Raw genomic sequence first — 20,080 nt, forward strand, 5'->3', positions numbered from 1 at the left:
CAGGTACCAGCTGTTGCCAAAGATGCCGGTGGTGATGCTGAGCGCGAAGGTGATGACCAGCGACAGGCCATCCGGCACATCCAGCAAGGTCTCCACCACGCTGATCAGCAGCAGCAGGCCAGCCCACATCGCCGCCAGGCGGTACATCTTGCGGTACATCATCCACACCAGGCCGAGCAGGAAGGCAGGCCAGTGCCAGGTGCCAGTGCCCGTGGCGATGCCTTGATCCAGCCGCCAGCGCTGGCGATAGATCGGGAAGTTGCCTCCCACCACGCTGGCGTACAGCGCCAATTCGCCCTCCAGCCCAGCCGCCGCTGCCGTATCCGGTGCAGTGGCCGGCGCACGATACGGATCGGAGGGATCGCCGACGCTCGGCGCGATGCCCTCAACGACAGGGGCCGCGTCGATATCCGGGGCCGGAACCACGTCGATGGGCGTTGAAACCTGATCCAGCTCGGCCAATGGACGCCACGACGGCATCCCTTCGCACCACAGCAGCGTGCGTGCCGTTACCGTCCCGTCCTGCTGCAGCTTGCGAAGGCCGGCCAGGTCGACCGGCCCACTGCTCTGCCTGCCATTGGCATACCACCACTGTGCTTCCTGCATGTTCTCCATCCTTCCTGCGTACATCATCAAACTGGAACTGCTGCCACCACCTATAGCGGGGCACTGGCCAGGGTCTGTGCCAACCGGTGGCGCTCCCCCGGTGCGAGGGTGATCTGCTCGGGGCCGGCATTGGCCACCTCCAGGCAGACATAATCGTGCCAGCCGTCGCCAACGTCCGCCATCTTCGCCGCCGCGTCCGCACCCGGGTTCCATGCCACCAGGGTCTGGCTGCCTTCGCTGCGGATCTCGATCCGCCGCTGCAGTACGGGATCACGCAGCACGTAATGGCCGCCGGCACCGGTATAGATGCGATCGCAGCGGCCGGGATCACGCGGATCACGCAATGACCACGGTCCCTGCTGCAGGCGCGCCTGCGCGTAATCCTCGTACTTGTCGAGATACTGCAGTCCATCGAGGCCATCCACCTCGACGCGACCGGCATCGCCAACGCGGAAATAGCTGTGCAGGGCCTGGGTGAAGGTCACCGGCGAAGCCCCGATGTTTTCGCTGGTCAACTGCTGATGCAGCTGGTGGCCGATGCGCACCTGCATCTGCAGGCGCAGGCCGAGGTCGACGCACGGAGGTGGCGCCAGTTGCAGCGTCACCTCACCGTCATCGCCCTGGAGGGCCTGCAGCAGCTCCCAGCGCGCGGTACGCACCAACCCGTGTGCGGGAACATCAGCGTCCTGGCCCTGGCGGCCGAACCACGGCCAGCACACCGGCACACCGCCACGGATCGGCGTGGGCAGTTCGGCGCGCGTGGGCGACAGCCACAACAGGTCGTGCTGCCCTTCCGGAATGAACGACAGCAGCTGTCCACCGAACACGCTGATGACCGCCGTGGCATTGGCGGTTCGCACCTGCCAGGCCTCCAGCCCGTGATACAGGCCGGTGCTGATGTCCAGATTCGACTGCATGCGATGACGCTCCTTGAAGACCGCGGCGATGATGTCGCGGTCAGCGTGCCGTCGGCAAGGCCTTCTGCCCAGCGGGTGCGATGGCGGCCGCCTCTTCCTGCAGCGCGCGCAGGATGCGTTGGCCGGCACGCCCATCGGCATTGGCCCAGCCGAGGCGCTGCTGCTCGGACTGGATCGCGCGACGGGTGGCGGTACCGATCATGCCGTCGGCACTGCCGATATCGTGGCCACGGGCCAGCAGCAGGGCCTGCAGTTGGCGGCGCTCACCACGACCGATGCCGGGGTCGTCGGTCGGCCAGGCGGTGGCCAGCCCGGAGCCGCCGCGCAGCTGGTCGGCCAGGGTGGCGATCGCCAGCGCATAGCTTTCAGCGGCGTTGTAGCTGTAGATCGCGTCATAGTTGCGGAACACCAGCAGCGCCGGACCCTTGATCCCTGCCGGCAGCAGCAGCGCGGCACGCGCGTCGGCCGGGAGGTTGGCCGGTGCCAGCGCGCTGCCATCCAGCGCAGTCACGCCCTGCGCGCGCCAGTCGGCCAGCGCGCGGCGTTGGGTACGGCCGGCCAGGCCGGCATTGAAGCCGGCCGGGATACGGACCTCCATGCCCCATGGCTCGCCACTGCGCCAGCCGGCACGCTTGAGGTAGTTGGCGGTGGACGCCAGTGCATCGGGAATGCTGCCGACCAGATCGCGGCGGCCATCGCCATCACCGTCCACGGCAATGCGTGCATAGGTGCTGGGCATGAACTGGGTATGGCCGAACGCGCCCGCCCAGGAACCAGTCAGCCCCTGCGCCTGCAGGTCACCCCGGTCGATCAGCTTGAGCAGGGCCAGCAGTTCGCCACGGAAGAAGGCCTGGCGACGGCCCGCACAGGACAGCGTGGCCAGGGACTGCAGCAGCGGGCGCTTGCCGAACACGCGGCCATAGTCGCTCTCCACGCCCCAGACCGCGACGATGGTGGTCGGATCGACGCCGTACTGTGCGGACACGCGATCGAGCAGGTCACGATGCTGCTGCAGCATCGCGCGACCATCATCGACCCGCTGACGATCGACCAGCGCGGCCAGGTAATCCCAGATCGGCGTGGTGAATTCCGGCTGCGCGTCGAGCAGGCCAAGCACGCTGGGGTCCGGGGTGAGGCCGGCGGTGATTTCGTTGAAGCGCTCGGCACTGATGCCCTGGCTGGCGGCCGTTGCCTGCAGGCCCGCCAGGCAACGGCTGAAGGCCGGATCGAGGCCGGCATCGGGCGCCGCCAGCTGTGCCGGCGTCGAGGCGAGGGCGGCGGCCAGGCCGAGCGTGATCAGAATGGGCATGGCGTCCTCCGTGTTGCCGGTGCAGGGCCATCTTAGGGCCAGCGGTGCAGCCGAACCTGAAGCGGCACCGGCGGGTGATCGGTCCTACAGGGCGCGCAGCAGGCGCAGGCCATAGGCCGGGGCGTCGGCATCCCAGCGCTGCACCACCTGCAGCCCGGCCTGCTGCAGCAGCTGTTCGAAGCTGTCATCGGTGTACTTGTGGCTGTACTCGACGCGGATCGGTTCGTCGGCGGCAAAGTGGAAGGTGCGGCCGTCCAGATGCACATCCTGCGCCCAGCGGCTGACCAGATCGGTCTCGATGCGCAGCCGCGCGGTGCTGTAGCAGGCGCGGTGGCGGAAGCCGTCGAGGTCGAAGTCGCTGCCGATCTCGCGGTTGAGCCGGGCCAGCAGGTTGAGAGTGAATGCGGCGGTGACACCCTGCGCATCGTTGTAGGCCGCTTCGATCAGCGCCGGGTCCTTGTGCAGGTCGATGCCGACCAGGGCCAGCCCGTCACGGCCCATGGTCTGGCGCATCGCGCGCAGCAGTGCGGCCGCGTCTTCGCCTTCAAAGTTGCCCAGCGTGGAACCGGGGAAGAACAACAGGCGACGCGCGGGCTCGCGCTCTGGCATGGGCACGGCGACAGGGCGGGTGAAGTCAGCACAGACCGGCAGCATCTCCACCTCCGGCAGCGCCGGGGCCAGATGGTCGATGCTGGATAGCAGTGCGGCCCGCGAGATTTCAATCGGCGTGTAGGCCACCGGGTCGTGCAGGGCGGCCAGCAGCAGCGCGGTCTTGCGGCCGCTGCCGCTGCCCAGTTCCACCACGTGCAGGCGCGGGCCGACGCTGCGGGCGATGTCCGGCAGCACCCGCTTCAGCAGCGCGAGCTCGGTGCGCGTGGGGTAGTACTCGGGGGTCTGGGTGATCTGCTCGAACAGGCGCGAGCCACGTGCGTCGTAGAAGTACTTGGACGGCAGCTGCCGCGGCGTACGTGAGAGCCCGGCCACCACGTCGGAGAGGATCTGCTGGCGGCCGGGAGTGAGATCGGTCAATGCCTGCAGCGCGTCATGCACGGTGCTCATGTGAGGTCCCTGGCCAGGCGCAGCCCGGAGAACTGCCAGCGCGCCGGCGGCATGAAGAAGTTTCGGTAGCTGGCGCGCACATGTCCGCGCGGCGTGGCGCAGCTGCCGCCGCGCAGCACCCACTGCCCGCACATGAACTTGCCGTTGTACTCACCCAGGTTGCCGGCGAACGGGCGGAAACCGGGATAAGCGCCGTAGGCCGATTGGGTCCATTCCCAGACATCGCCGAACAGCTGGCGCAGTCCACTGCCCTGCCCCGCCAACGGGTGCAGGTGGTCATCCTCGGCGAAGTGGCCGCTGACCGGTTGCGACGTCGCAGCCGCTTCCCATTCGAACTCGCTGGGCAGGCGTGCACCGGCCCAGCGGGCGCAGGCGTCAGCCTCGTAGTAGCTGAGATGGCAGACCGGCGCGTGCGGATCCAGCGCACGCCAACCGCCGAGGGTGTACTCGCGCTGCAGGTCGTCATCCCAGTACAGCGGGTGCTGCCAGCCCTCGGCTTCGCGCAGCGCCCAGCCTTCGCTGAGCCACCAGCGCGGCTCCCGGTAACCACCGGCCTCGATGAAGGCGTGGTACTCGGCATTGCTGACGGGACGCTCGGCCAGTGCGTGCGCGGGGAGCACCACGCGGTGCGCTGGCGATTCGTTGTCATAGGCGAACGCGGCCTGCTGCGGCCATGCCGCGGCGCCGACGGTGACGATGCGCTCGGGTGATTCGATCCAGCCCTGAGCGCTGGCGTTGCCTGCGACGGGTTGCAGGTCTTCGCGATATGGCGGCTGCAGCGGATTGCACCAGAACGCATGCTTGATGTCGGTGAGCAGCAGTTCCTGGTGCTGCTGCTCGTGCTGCAGGCCCAGCTGCAGATGCTGCAGTGCCTGTTCATCGAGATCGCCCGCCGCCAACCGCGATTGCACCTGCGCATCGACCTGCTTGCGGTAGTCGCGCACCTGCTGCAGCGAGGGCCGCGACAGCAACCCGCGCTGTGGCCGCGCATGCGCCGGGCCGATGCTCTTGTAGTAGCTGTTGAACAGGTAGTCCCAGGCCGGGTCATGCGCTGGCGCGGTGCCGAAACCCGCCAGCACGAAGCGTTCGAAGAACCAGGTGGTGTGGGCCAGGTGCCATTTGCTCGGGCTGGCGTCAGCCATGCTCTGCAGCATGGCGTCCTCGGCACTGAGCGGCGCGGCCAGCTGCAGGCTGCGCGTCCGTACATGGGCGAACTGGCGGGCGAGATCGTGCTGCGGGGCAGCGACGGCGGCGGGTACGCTGTCCATGTGGGCAGCATCGGCGCTGGACGGTGAGTGCGACGTCATGGTTCGGCGTCACTTCGTTCACATGGATGAGCCTGCCGCATTCAAGAAGCCGCCACGAACGCCGCTAACGGCAATGCTGCGGCCGCGTCGTCACCGCGCTGGAATTCCTGCTTGCCCCTGCATCCGCTCCGCCAGCCTGCGCATTACCTGTTCGTGCTGCCCGCCATGCTGGTTGCCGTGGTGCTGTGCACCGCATTGGATACCGCAGACGTGGCCAGCCCGGCGCAGCGCATCCTGCCCTGGCTGCTGGCCTGCCTCGGCGCGGGGCTGGCCCTGCTCTACCACCAGATACGTTCGCTCTGCCTGCTGCTGGTGGTGGCGGTCATGTTCGCGCTGCTGCACCAGGATGTCGGCGGCTACCTGCGCAGCGGCCATGTCGGCGCGCTGACACCGCTGCGCTTCCATGCCATCTCGGCGTGGCTGCCATTGCTGTTCACCGGCCTGTCGTTGTGGCCGGAGCGCGGGCGCCGACGCCAGGACCTGCTGCTGCGCGGCGTGGTATGCAGCGTGGCGCTGCTGATCTTCCTGCTGCTGGCCACGCAGCAGCCGCGCGGCATGCACGATCTGCTGTCGAACCGTCACTGGGCGTGGATCCCGGCCGACTGGAACGCGCTGGCGCAGCTACCGGCGCTGCTGTTCCTGCTGGCGACCGCCGCGCTGGGCTGGCAGGCCTGGCGGCACCCGCGCCCGTTGCACACGGCAATGCTGCTGGCGCTGCTGTGCCTGTGGTGGATGCTGCCACGGGTGTTCCTGCAGCCGGTGCTGCTGCCGGCGCTGAGCTGCGCCGCCCTGCTGCTGGTGCTGGGTGCGATGCTGCAGGAGTCCTTCCACATGGCCTTCCGCGATGAGCTGACCGGCCTGCCGGGGCGCCGCGCGTTCAACGAGACCCTGCAGCGGGCACGCGGCACCTACAGCATCGCGATGGTGGACGTGGACCACTTCAAGTCATTCAACGATACCCATGGCCACGACACCGGCGATGACGTGCTGCGACTGGTGGCCTCGCGGCTTGCGAAGGTCGGCGACGGTGGTCGGGCATTCCGCTATGGCGGCGAGGAATTCGCGGTGGTGTTCCTGGACCGTCCGGCGGCGGCCTGCGTCGATGCGGTCGAAGCCCTGCGGCAGAGTATCGAGGACACCCGCATGCAGCTGCGCGACCGCAGCACCCGCAGCCGCGACGACGAGGCCGGTCGACAGCAACGCGGACGCGGTGGCAGCGGCCAGGTCGTGCAGGTGACGGTGAGCATCGGCCTGGCCGACAGTCGTGTGGACCAGCGGCCGACGGCGGTGGTCAAGGCCGCCGACCAGGCGCTGTACGCGGCCAAGGACGGGGGCCGCAACCAGGTGCATGCGCAGGCCGGCCAGCGCGTGCTGGCCATGCGTGGCGGCTGAGGCTCAGACCGCGTCGAGGTAGTACCAGCGGCCTTCGATGCGCTGGAAGCGGCTGTGTTCGGTCATCTTCACCGCGCTGCCGCCGCCGATGCGGTAGCGCGCGGTGAAGCGGACGTCGGCGCTGTCGGCACCGGTAATGGTGTGCTCGTGCACGGTCAGGCCCAGCCAATGCGTGCGCTGGCCCGGCGCATCGTCCAGCGTCAGCTCGGCCGGACGCGTGTCCGGGTGCCAGGTCTGGCGCAGGTAGTCGGCCAAACCGCGCACGTAGGCGCTGTAACGCGAACGCATCAGGCGCTCGGCATCAGGCGCCGCGTCGCCAGCATGGAAACGGCCGCAGCAGGCGGCGTAGTCGGCGGGCAGGCCGCAGGGACAGGGATCGGCGGGTTTTCGGCTCATGCCGGCATTGTCGCCGGGTTGCACGGATTGATCCACGCGCGGCACGGGTCAGCTGATGCAGGACAGGCGTATGCTGTCGCGCCCCCCACCTTGATTGATCGCCGTGCTGGAACTGGTTCCCCCTGAGTTGTGGTGGCTGGTGGTGATCGCCTTCATCGCCGGCCTTGTGGATGCCGCCGTCGGTGGCGGTGGCCTGGTGCAGCTGCCCGGCCTGTTCACGGTGCTGCCGCAGCAGACGCCGGCGATGCTGTTCGGTACCAACAAGTTCAGCTCGATGTTCGGCACGGGTGCAGCGGCCTGGCGCTATGCACGCAATGTGCGCTTCCCGTGGAAGCCGGTGCTGTTCGCGGCTGGCACGGCCTTCATCTTCTCCTTCGCCGGGGCCACCGCGGTGAGCCTGCTGCCCAAGGATGCGGTGCGCCCGCTGGTACTGGTGCTGCTGATCGCGATGCTGGCTTACACGCTATGGAAGAAGGATTTCGGTGCACTGCACCGGCCGCAGGAGATCGGCCGCCGCGAGCTGGCCATCGCACTGGCCATTGGTGCGGCGATCGGCTTCTACGATGGCTTCTTCGGGCCAGGTACGGGCAGCTTCCTGATCTTCCTGTTCGTGCGCTTCTTCGGCCTGGATTTCCTGCGCGCATCGGCCGCGTCAAAGGTGGTGAACCTGGCGACCAATGTGGCGGCGATCTCGTTCTTCGTGCCGACCGGCAACATCCTGTGGCTGTTCGCGCTGCCGATGGCGGCGGCCAACATCATTGGATCGGTGGTGGGCACGCGGTTGGCGCTGAAGGGCGGTACGCCGTTCATCCGCAAGCTGTTCGTGGGGCTGGTGGTGGTGCTGATCGCGCGGATGGCGTGGGATACGTTGCGCGGAGCGTGAGTGCGGTTGCCGGCCAGCGGCCGGCACTACCGGGTCATGAACCCCGCCCATGGGTAGTGCCGGCCGCTGGCCGGCATTCCCATTCAATCGGCCGGGTCAGGCCTCCGCTTCTTCCGGTTCGTTGGCCTGCTGGCGGCTGCGCTCGGGCAGCTTCAGGCGCTTGCCTTCTTCGTCGTACTCGATCAGCAGCACACCGGAGTCGTGGCGGCCGCTGATTTCGACGAAGCAGGCGCCACCGATGAACGGTTCCAGCGTCATCACCGACTTCAGCGGGGTGGCGACCACCATCTGGAAGCCGAAGTTGTCGAAGATGTTCATCGCCAGTGCGGTGAACTCGTTGTCGGCTTTGTCGAAGGCTTCGTCGAGCACGACCGCGGCGTAACTGGGCAGCTGGCTGTCGGCGCCACCGAGCTGGTAGCGCAGGGCCGCGGCCAGGCAGGTGGTGGCCAGCTTCTGGCGCTGGCCGCCGGACTTGCCAGCGCCGCTGCGGTAGATCTCGACCTGCTGGCGCGTCTCCGCATCCAGCTCGACGCCGATGAACTCCACGTGCATGCGCACGTCCAGCACCAGCTCGCGCCAGCGCTTGTCTTCGCCTTCCTGTGAGCCCAGGCGGTTGACCAGCTGGCGCAGCACGGTGAACTGCGATTCGGCCAGCTCACGCTGCTCGGTCTGCTGCTGCGACAGCACCTCGCGCAGCTGCAGGTGGAACTCGCCGACTTCCGGCAGGCGGCGATCGTTCAGTTCGATGGTCAGCAGCGTGCCGCGGTTGAACGGCACCTGTTCCAGGCTCGCGTTCACTTCGTCCAGGCGCTGGCCGATCGACTTGCGGGCCTCGGCACTGTGACGCTGCAGCGCCAGCAGGTTGTTCTTGCTCTGGTTCTGCAGCAGGTCGAAGAAGCGCTCTTCGTGCTGCGGCAGGCCATCACGCTCCAGGCGTTCGAGGCGGGCCAGGAAGTCTTCGGCCGAGGCCACCGACACGGTGAAGTCGCCCGATTCCTCCGGCCACTGCTGGATGAAGCGGCGGAAGCAGCCGATCAGCTGGTTCTCGATGCGGTTGAGGTCCTGCTGCGAAGACGACAGCTGCTCGTTCAGTGCGTTGCTGACCTGGCGCATGTGCGCTTCCAGCGTTTCCAGGCTGAGCGGGCCCTGCTCCTGCAGGCGCTCGGCAAGTCCAGCCTCGTGCTCCTGGGCCAGGCTCGGCAGCACCAGTGCACGGCTCTGCTGGCGTGCACGGTCCAAGCGATCTCGTTCCTTGACCAGCTGGCCGCGCTCGACGCGGACGTCCTCATAGGTGCGGCGGGACTGCTCGATGTCGGCGCGCACGGCGTCGATCTGCTTGGCCAGCTTGGCCAGATCGGCATTGCCTTCGCGCAGGTCGCGCAGGGTGGCCTCGATGTCGCTCAGGCGCTGCTGCGGGGCGGCAATGTCGATCTCGTTCCAGCTGATGCTGACCAGTTCGTGGCAGGCCAGGCGACGTTCATTGTCGCGGTCACGCTGGCCGCGCAGCCGCGCGATATCGGTCTCGCAGCTGGCGATGCGCTTGGCCAGTTCCTGTGCTTCGCGCTCGAAGGCGCCCACCTTGTCGTGGTTGTTGAAGCCAAGGATCCAGCGACGGCGGTCACCCACCGCGCTGCGGTCGTCCTTCTCGAAGCGGTCGCCCGGATGCTTGACCTGGCCTTCGCGGGTGATGCCGCGGTCGACGTTGCGCAGCTGCTTGGCATCCACGCACTCGTAGTCGAAGCGCTTGCCGAGCTCACGCCGCAGCCAGCTTTCGAACACGTGGTCGCGCAGTTCCAGCTTGTGCAGCAGCGACTTCGCCGATGGCTCACGGGCGAACGCATCATCGTTGCGGCGCACGCGGTAATAGGTGAAGCGCATGCCCAGGTGGGTACGATTCACCCACTCGGCGACCTCGTTGTAGTGCTTGTCATCGACCAGCAGCGACAACGCGAAACCGCCCAGCACGCGCTCGATGGCACCCTGCCAGCCCTGCTCTTCCGAGCGGACCTGGATCAGCTCACCGACGAACGGCAGCGCCGCTTCGGCGATGCCGGTTTCCTCGGCCAGGCGTGCGCGCAGCTTCTGCATCGGCGCCGGAATGTTGGAGGGGGTGCGCTGCATCGCTTCGAGTTCGCTGCGCACTTCACCGAAGCGGCGCTCGTCGTCGCGCTTGCCGCCGAGGCGATCGCTGATCGCATCGTCCAGTGCCGCCGAGGCACGCTGGCGGTCCTGCAGTTCGTTCTGCGCGCGCTCGACCAGTTCGGCGAAGCCATGGGCGTCATCGGGCAGTTCGGCCTGCAGCTGCTGTGCCGCTTCCTGGGCCTGGTCACGCTTGGCCTTGCGGCGGTCGCGCTCGGCTTCGGCACGGCCCTGCTCACGTTCCAGTTCCTCGATGCGCTCACCGCCCTGCTGACGGCGCTGCAGCTCCAGTTCGGCCAGGCGCTCGGTGTGGTTGTCGAGCGCGGCACGGCGCTGGGCTTCTTCGCCGAGCAGGCCACGGTCACGCACGTCCATCTCGCGCAGGCGTGCTTCGATCAGTGCCTGGCGGCGGCTTTCGCGGAAGCTGTCGACGCCGAGCTTCAGCGCTTCATCGTCGCCACGCTGGCGGTGCATCTGCTTCAGGTCGCCGTAGTAGGCGCGTGCCGGCAGCAGGGTTTCCACCTGGCGGCGAGCGGTGACCACGGCCTGGTGCGCGCCATCGAGTTCGGCGAAGTCGCTGACCAGGCGCTCGGCGGCGTCGAAGGTCTTCGGCGTGTCGAGCATGAAGTCGCGCAGGAAGACATTGAGGTCGCCCAGGTTCTTCGCCGACTGCGTCTTGTGCAGCAGGCGCAGCGCCATCTCGTTGTCGATGCCGAGCAGGTCGCGGAAGCGCTCGGCGTAGCCGGAGAACGTGTCGAAGTGGTGCAGGTCGGCCAGCTTCTGCTTGAGCTTGCGCAGGTCCAGGTCGAAGCCGCCGAGATCCTTGGCGATGTCGAACGGACGCTCGGCGATCATGTAGTGCTTGCGCACGTCGCCGGCCGAGGTGCCGTTGCCGGAGATCCACAGCAGGCGCACCAGGCTGACCACGCGGCCGTCGCCGGCGCGGTATTCCAGCACCAGTGCGGTCCAGGTCGCGCCCTTGCGCAGGTACTGCGTAGCGATTTCGCCGGTACCGCTGTCCTGCTGGTCGGCCCACGCGCCACGCACATAGGACACCAGGTTGCGGTCGCGGCCACTGCGCTCGGCTTCACGCGCGGCAGCGTTGAAGTCGACGATGGCCGGCGGCGTCAGCAGCGCGGACATGGCATCGAGCAGGGTCGACTTGCCCGAGCCGGAACGGCCGACGAACAGGAAGCCGCGCTCGGCGATCGGCACTTCGGTCAGGCCGTTGAAGGTGCCCCAGTTGTGCACCTGCAGGCGGCGCATGCGGAACTGCTGCAGGCGCGGATCCGGCAGGCCTTCGTTGAACAGGGCGGGAGTGTGCTTGGAGATAGCCATGCGATGTTAGGGTCTCTCAGGCCTCGGCGGCCGGGGTTTCGCGCAGCTGGCGGTAGACCGCCGAAAGCTGGGACACGTCTTCGGCGGAGAACAGCAGCTTCAGCGCCGGCGAGACTTCGTGGCGGTCTTCCTGGCCGCTGAGGCGGGTCAGGATGTGGTTGTCCTTCATCTTCTGCACCGCCGAGGCGACGCGGCGGTTGAAGCCGGCGCGGTCGGTGGACAGGTTCTTTTCGTAGATGGCCAGCGCTTCGGCCATCTCGGCGTCGGCCACCACTGCGCGGTTGCCGCGCGCATCGGCCTCGGCCAGCTGCTGGCGCAGGTACAGCAGCAGCACCGAATCGATGAAGGTCAGCGGTGAGGTACGCAGCAGCACCGGCGCATCAACGTCTTCGGTATCGGCCTGGCGTGTGAAGGCCACACCGCTGTCACGGTCGAGCACCAGTTCCAGGAACAGGTCGGCCAGCGACGAACGGATGGCCGCCTCGCTGCGGATCAGCGCCGGCCACAGCTTGGCGTGGCGCAGCTGGTCGATGCTGGGGCCGATCAGCAGCTGGCACAGCGCGCGGCGCGCATCCAGCGGCAGGCGTCCGGTATCGCCCAGGTAGTACACGTCGTTGCCACGGCGGGGCTGTGCCACGGCCGCCACCGGCTCGGCTTCGTAGGCGTCTTCCGCCACGTCGGCCTGCGCTGCGTCGATGGGATCTTCATGCCAGCTCATGGCGTCTCTCCTGGGTGAACCAAACCAGCGGGATGCGGGCGCGACGGATCTGGCCGTCGCCACCACGCCATTCGGCAAGCTCCTGCTCGCCGGCGATCACGTTGCCGAAGCGCGTGCCCAGCGACAGATAGCCGATGACGCTGCCAAGACCCTGCGGCGCCTCGCGCTGCGACAGGGCCTGGGCGATGCTGAGCCGCGGCTGTGCATCGAGCAGGTCGTGCAGGTCGCGGCGCAGGGTGCGGAAGTCGATTTCGGATGAAGCGACCAGATCGCCGACGCTTTCCAGGCTGATCGCGGCGGCGTCGTTGTATTCGACGTTGCCATCGACCTGGGCACTGCGCGGATCATGCAGCTTCCACTGCGACCACGAACGCAGGCGGCTGGTGGTCAGCTGCAGGTCGCGGCCGATGCCACGCTGTGCGGGGAACTCGTCGCGCAGCGCCAGCGCTTCGGACTGCGCCTGTTTCAGCAACTGGTTGAGACGGCGCTGTTCCAGGTAGCCACGGCTCTGCACGAAGCCGCGCAGGCTGCGCGCGAAGTTCTGCAGCACGTCGTGCACCTGGCCGCCACGCTCAAGCATGGTGCTGGTGAAGCCACGCAGGAAGTTGCGTTCGTTGCGGTCCAGGCGGCGCGCAAAGCCACGCGCCAGCACCGCTTCCAGCGCAGCGTCGAGCTGGGCGCTCTGTTCGGCGTCGTTGAGCAGTCGCCAGAACGCCTGGAAGCTGCGGCCGGCATCGCTCTCGCCGATCACGTCCACGCCTTCGAACAGCTGCGACAGCACATCGCCGCGCTCACCCTCGTCGTCGATGATGCGTTCGCGGAAATCGCGGTTGAGCTGCTCGAAGTCGTCGCGTACGCGGCGGAAGTCCTCGGTCAGTTCGTCGGCCAGGCCGATGATCTGGCGCGCACGTTCCAGCGCGCGCTTGCCGTCCAGCGCGATCACGCGGCCGGCGCCGACGCGGGCGATCTCGGCGTCGATGCGGTCACGCTCGTCGCGCAGCGCGGACAGGCGTGCATCCGGATCGGATTCGGTCTGCGCGGCCAGCTGCGAGAGCTGTTCGATGACCAGCGCCAGGCGGCTTTCGGTGGCGGCCACGCGGGCCTGCTCGAGGCCGTCGGCGAAGCGGATTGCCTGCAGCGCCGCGGTCGACAGTTCGTACTGCTCCTGGTCGGCACCTTCGGGCAAACGGCGCTCCAACCAGCCCTGGGCCAGCCAGTGCGCGATGTAGGCCTGCGCGGTGCGCGGCAGGTCGCGCGACAGTTCATCGCCGTTGAGCTGGTCCAGCGCGCGTTGCAGGCGCTCACTGAGCACCGATGAGGGCAGCGTGCGCTCGCCATCCATCAGCAGGCCCTGCAGCAGGCCGATGATTTCCGGGGCATGGTCGGCGGCGAGCAGCTTCCACTGGGGCTGTTCGCGCAGATGGCGGTAACGGGAAATTCGTTCGCGGTGCTTCATGCAGCGAAAGTAATAGAGGGGACTGGCGAGGACGAGCCGCCACGCACGGCCGCCGCAAGGGCAGCCGTGGGCATGCCGGCCACGCAGGGCCGGCGCGGTGCAGGCAAGCGGCTCAGCGCTTGCCGCCCACTTCGATGAAACGCAGGAACTCGGCGCGGGTACGCGCGTCGTCGCGGAAGCTGCCCAGCATCTTGGAGGTAACCATGCTGACGCCGCGCTTGTGGATGCCGCGGGTGGTCATGCATTCGTGGGCGCCTTCGACGACCACGCCGACACCGATCGGCTGCAGCACATCCTGGATGCACTGGGCGATCTGCGCGGTCATCTTCTCCTGCACCTGGAAACGGCGGGCGTAGGCTTCGACGACGCGGGCCAGCTTGCTGATGCCCACCACCTTGCCGGCCGGCAGGTAGCCGACATGCACGCGGCCGATGATCGGCGCCATGTGGTGTTCGCAGTGGCTTTCGTACTCGATGTCGCGCAGGACGATCAGTTCGTCGTAGCCAGCCACTTCCTCGAAGGTCCGCTCCATGTAGGCGCGCGGGTCGTCGCGGTAACCGCTGAACCAGTCGCCATAGGCTTCGGCGACACGGCGGGGGGTATCCAGCAGGCCTTCACGGGACGGGTCCTCACCGGCCCAGCGCAGCAGGGTGCGCACGGCATCCTCGGCCTGGTCCTGGGTCACGTCGCCCTGCGGGGCGGCCTTTTCGTTGTTCTTGCTCATTGCGTACAGCGTCCCGAACGGGGGGCGAGCATCGTACCCGACCGGGGGGTGAGTCGTCCTGTTGGGACGGTTCATCGGGGGGTACTTCCGGCGCGTGCTTGCTATCGGTCTGGAGTGGGAGAGGGGGCTGCGCAGGACACGCCGTAAACCCGTCCCTGGGGGCTCGATGGCGCCATCCATGGCGCCAACGGTCCTGCGCAGCCCCCTCTCCCCCTCCCTGACGGTTTCCTGCGGGCGCGACGAGGCCACCCGAAAGCGGGGGCAAAAGCTGGGGGTCATGGCTTCGGGGGCACTGCGCGCCGCTGCCTTGGTAGGTGCGGACCGTTGGTCCGCACTGCTTCGGCTCCCGCCCTTGCCTTTAAAGAGCCAACCCACCGCGCCCGCCGGGTGATGGGAGGGCAGCGGGGGCCGGGCGGGGCAGGACCGTCCGCGGCATGGATGCCGCGGCCGAGCCTACAGGGACGTACTTGCGGCGTGTCCTGCACCGTCCGGCCCCCGCAGCCCCACCCGACACCAGGCAGGCGCAGCGCTTTCCTCAACACACCCGCCCATTCAGAAAAATCTATTGATAGGAATGAAATTAGTAGTATCCTATCTATCTCTTATGGACCGACCCCTCGACGAGCGCACCGTGCTGCAGATGCAGCTCAGCTCCGGCCTGCTTTACGCAGGGCGGCAGTGGCAGCGCCTGGCCGACAGCCGGCTCGGCAGCTACGGCATCTCCACCGCCTGCACCATGCCCCTGCTGATGATCGGCCGCTCCGGTGGCGGCATCCGCCAGGTGGCGCTGGCCCAGCAGCTGGGCATGGAGGGTCCTTCCCTGGTCCGCCTGCTGGACAAGCTGTGCGCCAGCGACCTGGTCCGCCGCGAGAGCGACGCCAGCGACCGCCGCGCCAACCTGCTGTGGCTGACCGACGCGGGACACGCGCTGGTCAGCGAGCTGGAAGACCAGTTGATCGGACTGCGCCAGGACGTGTTCGGCGAGCTTTCCATGGATGAACTGCACGCCGTGCTGAAGGCATGGCGCCTGCTGGCCGAGGCCGCCGACCGCATCACGTAAGACCGCTGCCCCCGAATACCGCCGCTGCCGTGCACACGCCAGCGGCTTTTACCCGTTGCTGCTGTTTCGTTGTTCCTCCCCTCCCCCACCTCGCCCCCGCCCCTACCGATGCCCGGTGAATTCAGTCTCCACGGAGTGTTCGTCCCGACCCTGCTCGGGTTGATGCTGCTGGCCTATCTGGTCAACAGCGGCCTGCACGCGCTGCTGCAGCGTGCCGGCGCCTATCGCCATGTATGGCACCCGGCGCTGTTCAACCTGGCCCTGTACGGGATCGTGCTTGGCCTGCTGTTCCACCTCCTGCGTTGGATGCAATCGTGAACAAGATCGTGAAGAAGACCCTGCCGGTGCTGCTCACCAGCGCAGCCGTGATCGTCGCCCTGCTGGTGCTGCGCCAGCTGTGGGTCTATTACATGGATGAGCCGTGGACCCGCGATGCCCATGTCGGCGCCGACGTGGTGCAGGTGGCGCCGGACGTGTCCGGGCTGGTGGAAACGGTGCAGGTGGCCGACAACCAGGCGGTGAAGAAGGGTGACCTGCTGTTCGTGGTCGACCGAGCCCGTTACCGCATCGCGCTGGAGCAGGCCAAGGCCAGCCTGGGCGAGCGCCAGGCCTCGGTGGCACAGCTGCGCCGCGAGATCGGCCGTGACCGCAGCCTGCAGGACCTGGTCGCCGCCGAGGACGCCGAAGTGCGCCGCGCCAAGCTGCAGGCCGCACAGGCTGCACTGGCCACCGCACAGGCCGCGGTCGACCTGGCCGAGCTCAACCTGAGCCGCACCGAGGTGCGCGCACCGGCCGATGGCCGGGTCAACGACCGCACCATGCGCGTGGGTGACTACGTGGTGGCCGGCAAGCCAGTGCTGGCGCTGCTGGATACCGGCTCGTTCCGCATCGATGGCTACTTCGAGGAAACCCGACTGCGTGGCGTCGCGCCGGGGCAGCGCGTGGACATCCGCCTGATGGGTGAATCGACCCCGCTGCGCGGCCATGTCGAGAGCATCGCCGCCGGCATCGAGGACCGCTACCGCAGCAATGGCAGCACCCTGCTGCCGAACGTGACCCCGGCCTTCGACTGGGTGCGCCTGGCCCAGCGCATCCCGGTGCGCATCGCCATCGACGAGGTGCCCAAGGGCGTCGAACTGATCGCCGGCCGCACCGCCACGGTGACCGTGGACACCGGCCGCCACCCGCACAACGACAAGGCCGGCACCGCGCCGACACAGGCGGGCCTGTGAACGCCGCCCTGCCCCGTCTCGGCCTGATCGTCGCGCTGGCCAGCCTGGCCGCGTGCAGGACCGTCGGCCCCGACTACGCATTGCCGGAAGGTTCGGCGTTCAAGCGTCCGCAGGCCAATGCCGCCTTCATCGATACGCAGAACCCGCAGATTGCCGCCAACCAGGCGCTGCCCGACCGCTGGTGGTCGCTGTACAACGACCCGGTGCTGGATCGCCTGATCACCCAGGCGCTGCGTGACAACGTGGAACTGAAGGCCGCCGATGCGCACCTGCGCCGTGCCGCGGCGGTGTACGAACAGGCACTGGATGCCGGTGGCTTCGAGTATGAAGCCGAAGCCGGTGCCAGCCGCGCGCAGCTGTCGGCCGAATCGTTCCTGCAGGAGCACGAGCTGCCGGTGATCAACCTGGCCGATGGCAAGTTCGCGGTCAGTTACCAGTTCGATCTGTTCGGCAAGCTCAAGCGCGGCGCCGAAGCGGCCCGTGCCGACGACCAGTCGGTCGCTGCGGCACGCGATCTGGCCCAGGTCAGCGTGGTCGCGCAGGTGGCCGACAGCTATCTGGAAATCTGCCACGCCAACCACGAACTGCACGTGGCCGAGCATTCCCTGCAGCTGCAGCAGCGCAGCCGCAGCGTTACCGAGCGCCTGATCGCGGCCGGCCGCGGCACGCCGCCGGAACTGGCCCGCGCCAATGCCCAGGTGGCGCTGCTGGAAGCTGCACTCCCGCCGCTGCAGGCGCAGCGCTCGGCCGCCGCCTATTCGCTGGCCGCCCTGCTTGGACAGACCCCGGGCCAGCTGCCGGCCGGTGTAATCGACTGTGCACATGCCCCCAGCCTGGCGCAGCCGCTGCCGGTCGGTGATGGCCGTGCACTGCTGCAGCGTCGCCCGGACGTGCGCCAGGCCGAGCGCAAGCTGGCCTCGGCCACCGCGCGGATTGGCGTGGCCACCGCCGAGCTGTATCCGGACATCCGCCTGGGGGCCTCGCTCGGTGCCGCTGGCCTGCTCGAGGACTTCGGCACGCCGATGACCCAGCAGTGGTCGATCGGCCCGCTGATCTCGTGGACGCTGCCGTCGTCCGGCACGCACGCACGCATCCACGCCGCCGAAGCCGGTGCCGATGCGGCCCTGGCCGAGTTCGACCACACCGTGCTGCAGGCGCTGCGCGAGACCCAGACCGCGCTGGACCGCTATGCGCAGGACCTGCGCCGCCTGCAGTCGCTGCGCATCGCGCAGGAGCAGGCCGCACTGGCCGCCGAGCAGAACCGCCGGCTGTACCAGGGCGGCCGCACGCCGTACCTGTCCAGCCTGGATGCCGACCGCAGCCTGGCCACCAGCGATGCCACCCTGGCGGCCGCCGAAGCGCAGGTCTCGCGCGACCAGATCCACCTCTTCCTGGTGCTGGGTGGCGGTTGGCAGGCCAGCGCCGCCGCGCCCAACGCCTCGACCGCAGCGAAGTAAGCCATGAACGCGCTGACCGACCGCCAGGCCTGGCTGTTCTCGATCAAGACCTACCTGGCCGCGGTGGCCGCGCTGTACATCGCCATGGCCGGCAACCTGTCGCGCCCGTACTGGGCGATGGGCACGGTGTACATCGTCAGCCAGCCGCTGCTGGGCCCGACCCGGGCCAAGGGCGTGTACCGCATCGTCGGCACCCTCGTGGCCGGCCTGGCCACCCTGCTGGTGTTGCCGGCGCTGGTGGAAACGCCGCTGGTGCTCAGCGCGGCGATGTCGATCTGGCTGGCCGGCTGCCTGTTCATGGCCCTGCTCAACCGCGGCCCGCGCGGCTACGCGTTCCTGCTGGCCGGCTACACGACGGCCTTCATCGGCTTCCCGGCCGTGACCTCGCCGGAAACCATCTTCGACACGGTGGTGGCACGCAGCGAGGAGATCATCCTCGGCACGGTGGTGGCGGTGCTGTTCGCATCGCTGCTGTTCCCGGCCTCGGTACGCCCGATGCTGCGCGCGCGCATCGGCAACTGGATGGAGGACGCCGCACAGTGGTGCCGGCAGATCCTTGAACGTGGCCGCGCGCATGCGCCGCGCAACCGGCTGGCCGCCGACCTGGTGCAGTTCGAGGCGCTGATCGAGTTCCTGCGCCGCGATGATCCACGCCATGCCGGTTCGGCGGTGTCGATGGAGCGCCTGCGCGAGCGCATGCTGCTGCTGTTGCCGGTGCTGTCCTCGATTGCCGATCGCCTGAGCGCGCTGCGCAGCGACGGCCAGGCCCTGCCCGAAGGGCTGCCGGCACTGGTCGACGATATCCACAACTGGCTGGACGGGCCCACCAACGCCAGCGAGTACGCCCGCCTGCGCGCGCGCATCAGCGCGCTGAAGCCGCAGGTGGACCGCGACCTGCAGCACCTGCAGCTGGCCAGCCTGCTGCTGCGCCTGGAGGAACTGGTGGACCTGTGGCAGGACTGCCGCACGTTGCAGCATGCAATCGACCACGGCACCGCGCCGCTGGACCGCGCGCACTACCGCATCCGCACCGAACGCGTGGCCGCCGACAAGCACGTCGACTACGGCATGGCGCTGTTTTCCGCGCTTAGTGCCGGCGTGGCGCTGATGAGCTACTGCGTGCTGTGGATCGCGCTGGGTTGGGAAGGTGGTGGCAACGGCGCGATGATGGCGGCGGTGACCGCCGCGTTCTTCGCCGCACAGGACGACCCGGCACCGAGCATGGTGTCGTTCCTGGTATGGGCGATGGTCGCGTCGGTGGTGGCCGGCGTGTACCTGTTCGGCGTGTTCCCGGCCGTGCACGACTTCGGCCTGCTGGCGCTGGTATTGGCGGTGGCGTTCCTGCCGCTGGGGCTGATGCTGCACCATCCGAAGAGCGCGCTGTTCGCACTGCCGCTGACGGTGAACCTGGCCGCGCTGCTGAGCCTGCAGAACACCTACAGCGCCAACATCCAGACCTTCCTCAACTCGTCGATCGCGATGTTCATCGGCATTGGCTTTGCCGTGGTGATGACCCGCCTGTTCCGTTCGGTGGGTGCCGAGTGGACCGCACGCCGCCTGGTGCGGCAGGGCTGGACCACGCTGGCCGAGGCCGCCGAAGGCCGTGGCCAGCAGGACCGCCAGCGCTTCGCCGCACGCATGCTCGACCTGCTGGGCCTGCTCGCACCGCGCCTGGCGGCGACGCCAGAGGGCAGCGACATCGCCTCGGTGGACATGCTCAACGAAGCGCGCATCGGCCTGAACATCCTGCAGCTGCGTCGCGCACGGCTGGAACTACCCGAGCGCAGCCGCGAAGCGGTCGAGCACATCCTGGAAGAGATCGCCGTGCATTACCGCCGTCAGATCGCCGCGCGCAAACCGATTGTGGCGGCCGAGGCGCTGCGGGAGCGGCTGGATACCTCGCTGGGCCGGGTCGGCAGCGTGGCTGCCTGCAAGGCCCGCGATGAAGCCCTGATGGGCCTGATCGGCCTGCGCTTCGCGCTGTTCCCGGAGGCCAAGGCATTGGCGCCGGGGCTGGCGGATGCCGGCGCGCCGTCCATGTAATGCGATCCGCCGGGCATGGCCCGGCGCTACCATCGTCATCCGGT

17 protein-coding genes (1 of these 17 cut by a window edge) are annotated in these 20,080 nt (G+C 68.4%); 7 read left to right on the forward strand and 10 right to left on the reverse strand.

Annotated features, from left to right (window positions below; genetic code table 11):
- The 5 genes from SMAL_RS20330 to egtB form a co-directional block, all read right to left on the reverse strand.
- A protein-coding gene (locus tag SMAL_RS20330; RefSeq protein WP_012512527.1) for a DUF2628 domain-containing protein crosses the window boundary here: on the reverse strand, positions 1–606 show its 5' portion. 168 nt of this gene lie to the left of the window's left edge; the window shows 606 of its 774 coding nt (coding positions 1–606); the start codon lies at positions 604–606; its stop codon lies beyond the left edge, outside the window.
- 50 nt (positions 607–656) lie between these two features.
- Positions 657–1,523 carry a D-hexose-6-phosphate mutarotase gene (locus SMAL_RS20335; protein WP_012512528.1) on the reverse strand — a complete coding sequence of 289 codons (867 nt, stop codon included), beginning with the start codon at positions 1,521–1,523 and terminating at the stop codon, positions 657–659.
- 40 nt (positions 1,524–1,563) lie between these two features.
- Positions 1,564–2,832, reverse strand: a complete 1,269-nt coding sequence (locus SMAL_RS20340) for a lytic murein transglycosylase (protein ID WP_012512529.1) — start codon at positions 2,830–2,832, stop codon at positions 1,564–1,566.
- Positions 2,833–2,916: 84 nt separating this feature from the next.
- Positions 2,917–3,891 carry an L-histidine N(alpha)-methyltransferase gene (egtD, locus tag SMAL_RS20345; RefSeq protein WP_012512530.1) on the reverse strand — a complete coding sequence of 325 codons (975 nt, stop codon included), beginning with the start codon at positions 3,889–3,891 and terminating at the stop codon, positions 2,917–2,919.
- On the reverse strand, positions 3,888–5,159 hold the full coding sequence (gene egtB / locus SMAL_RS20350) for an ergothioneine biosynthesis protein EgtB (RefSeq protein WP_012512531.1): 1,272 nt from the start codon (positions 5,157–5,159) through the stop codon (positions 3,888–3,890). Before egtB ends, egtD begins: the two co-directional genes overlap by 4 nt.
- 150 nt (positions 5,160–5,309) lie before the next feature.
- On the opposite strand from egtB, the gene SMAL_RS20355 reads away from it, so the two are divergent.
- Entirely contained in the window at positions 5,310–6,590 is a 1,281-nt protein-coding gene (locus SMAL_RS20355) for a GGDEF domain-containing protein (protein ID WP_004141399.1), read from the forward strand.
- Positions 6,591–6,593: 3 nt separating this feature from the next.
- Here the strand turns inward: SMAL_RS20355 and SMAL_RS20360 are convergent, their stop codons facing one another.
- A complete protein-coding gene (locus SMAL_RS20360) occupies positions 6,594–6,986 on the reverse strand; it encodes a YchJ family protein (RefSeq protein ID WP_004141396.1) in 393 nt (130 codons plus the stop codon).
- A 103-nt stretch (positions 6,987–7,089) separates the two neighbouring features.
- Here SMAL_RS20360 and SMAL_RS20365 point away from each other — a divergent pair, with 103 nt between their 5' ends.
- The gene (locus SMAL_RS20365) at positions 7,090–7,869 is read left to right on the forward strand and encodes a sulfite exporter TauE/SafE family protein (RefSeq protein WP_012512533.1); all 780 of its coding nucleotides are present in this window, start codon (positions 7,090–7,092) and stop codon (positions 7,867–7,869) included.
- 96 nt (positions 7,870–7,965) lie between these two features.
- Here the strand turns inward: SMAL_RS20365 and SMAL_RS20370 are convergent, their stop codons facing one another.
- The 4 genes from SMAL_RS20370 to folE form a co-directional block, all read right to left on the reverse strand.
- The gene (locus SMAL_RS20370; protein WP_012512534.1) at positions 7,966–11,346 is read right to left on the reverse strand and encodes an ATP-binding protein; all 3,381 of its coding nucleotides are present in this window, start codon (positions 11,344–11,346) and stop codon (positions 7,966–7,968) included.
- A 16-nt stretch (positions 11,347–11,362) separates the two neighbouring features.
- Positions 11,363–12,064 carry a DUF4194 domain-containing protein gene (locus SMAL_RS20375; protein WP_005411692.1) on the reverse strand — a complete coding sequence of 234 codons (702 nt, stop codon included), beginning with the start codon at positions 12,062–12,064 and terminating at the stop codon, positions 11,363–11,365.
- Positions 12,051–13,520, reverse strand: coding sequence for a DUF3375 domain-containing protein (locus SMAL_RS20380; protein WP_012512535.1), 1,470 nt, complete (start codon positions 13,518–13,520; stop codon positions 12,051–12,053). The genes SMAL_RS20375 and SMAL_RS20380 overlap by 14 nt, the downstream gene beginning before the upstream one ends.
- A 112-nt stretch (positions 13,521–13,632) precedes the next feature.
- Positions 13,633–14,244, reverse strand: a complete 612-nt coding sequence (gene folE, locus SMAL_RS20385) for a GTP cyclohydrolase I FolE (protein WP_004141296.1) — start codon at positions 14,242–14,244, stop codon at positions 13,633–13,635.
- A gap of 604 nt (positions 14,245–14,848) precedes the next feature.
- Between folE and SMAL_RS20390 the strand changes: the two genes are divergently transcribed.
- The 5 genes from SMAL_RS20390 (at position 14,849) to SMAL_RS20410 (ending at position 20,036) form a co-directional block, all read left to right on the forward strand.
- Positions 14,849–15,304, forward strand: a complete 456-nt coding sequence (locus tag SMAL_RS20390) for a MarR family winged helix-turn-helix transcriptional regulator (protein WP_012481667.1) — start codon at positions 14,849–14,851, stop codon at positions 15,302–15,304.
- 108 nt (positions 15,305–15,412) lie between these two features.
- Entirely contained in the window at positions 15,413–15,622 is a 210-nt protein-coding gene (locus SMAL_RS20395) for a DUF1656 domain-containing protein (protein ID WP_010487502.1), read from the forward strand.
- Positions 15,619–16,536 (forward strand): efflux RND transporter periplasmic adaptor subunit, encoded by a 918-nt coding sequence (locus SMAL_RS20400; RefSeq protein ID WP_012512536.1) that lies wholly within the window; start codon positions 15,619–15,621, stop codon positions 16,534–16,536. Before SMAL_RS20395 ends, SMAL_RS20400 begins: the two co-directional genes overlap by 4 nt.
- Complete coding sequence (locus tag SMAL_RS20405; protein ID WP_012512537.1) at positions 16,533–17,993, forward strand: efflux transporter outer membrane subunit; 1,461 nt, start codon at positions 16,533–16,535, stop codon at positions 17,991–17,993. Before SMAL_RS20400 ends, SMAL_RS20405 begins: the two co-directional genes overlap by 4 nt.
- 3 nt (positions 17,994–17,996) lie before the next feature.
- Complete coding sequence (locus SMAL_RS20410) at positions 17,997–20,036, forward strand: FUSC family protein (RefSeq protein ID WP_012512538.1); 2,040 nt, start codon at positions 17,997–17,999, stop codon at positions 20,034–20,036.
- The last annotated feature ends 44 nt before the right edge of the window (positions 20,037–20,080 follow it).

The sequence above is a fragment of the Stenotrophomonas maltophilia R551-3 genome (assembly GCF_000020665.1).
Taxonomy (GTDB): domain Bacteria; phylum Pseudomonadota; class Gammaproteobacteria; order Xanthomonadales; family Xanthomonadaceae; genus Stenotrophomonas; species Stenotrophomonas maltophilia_L.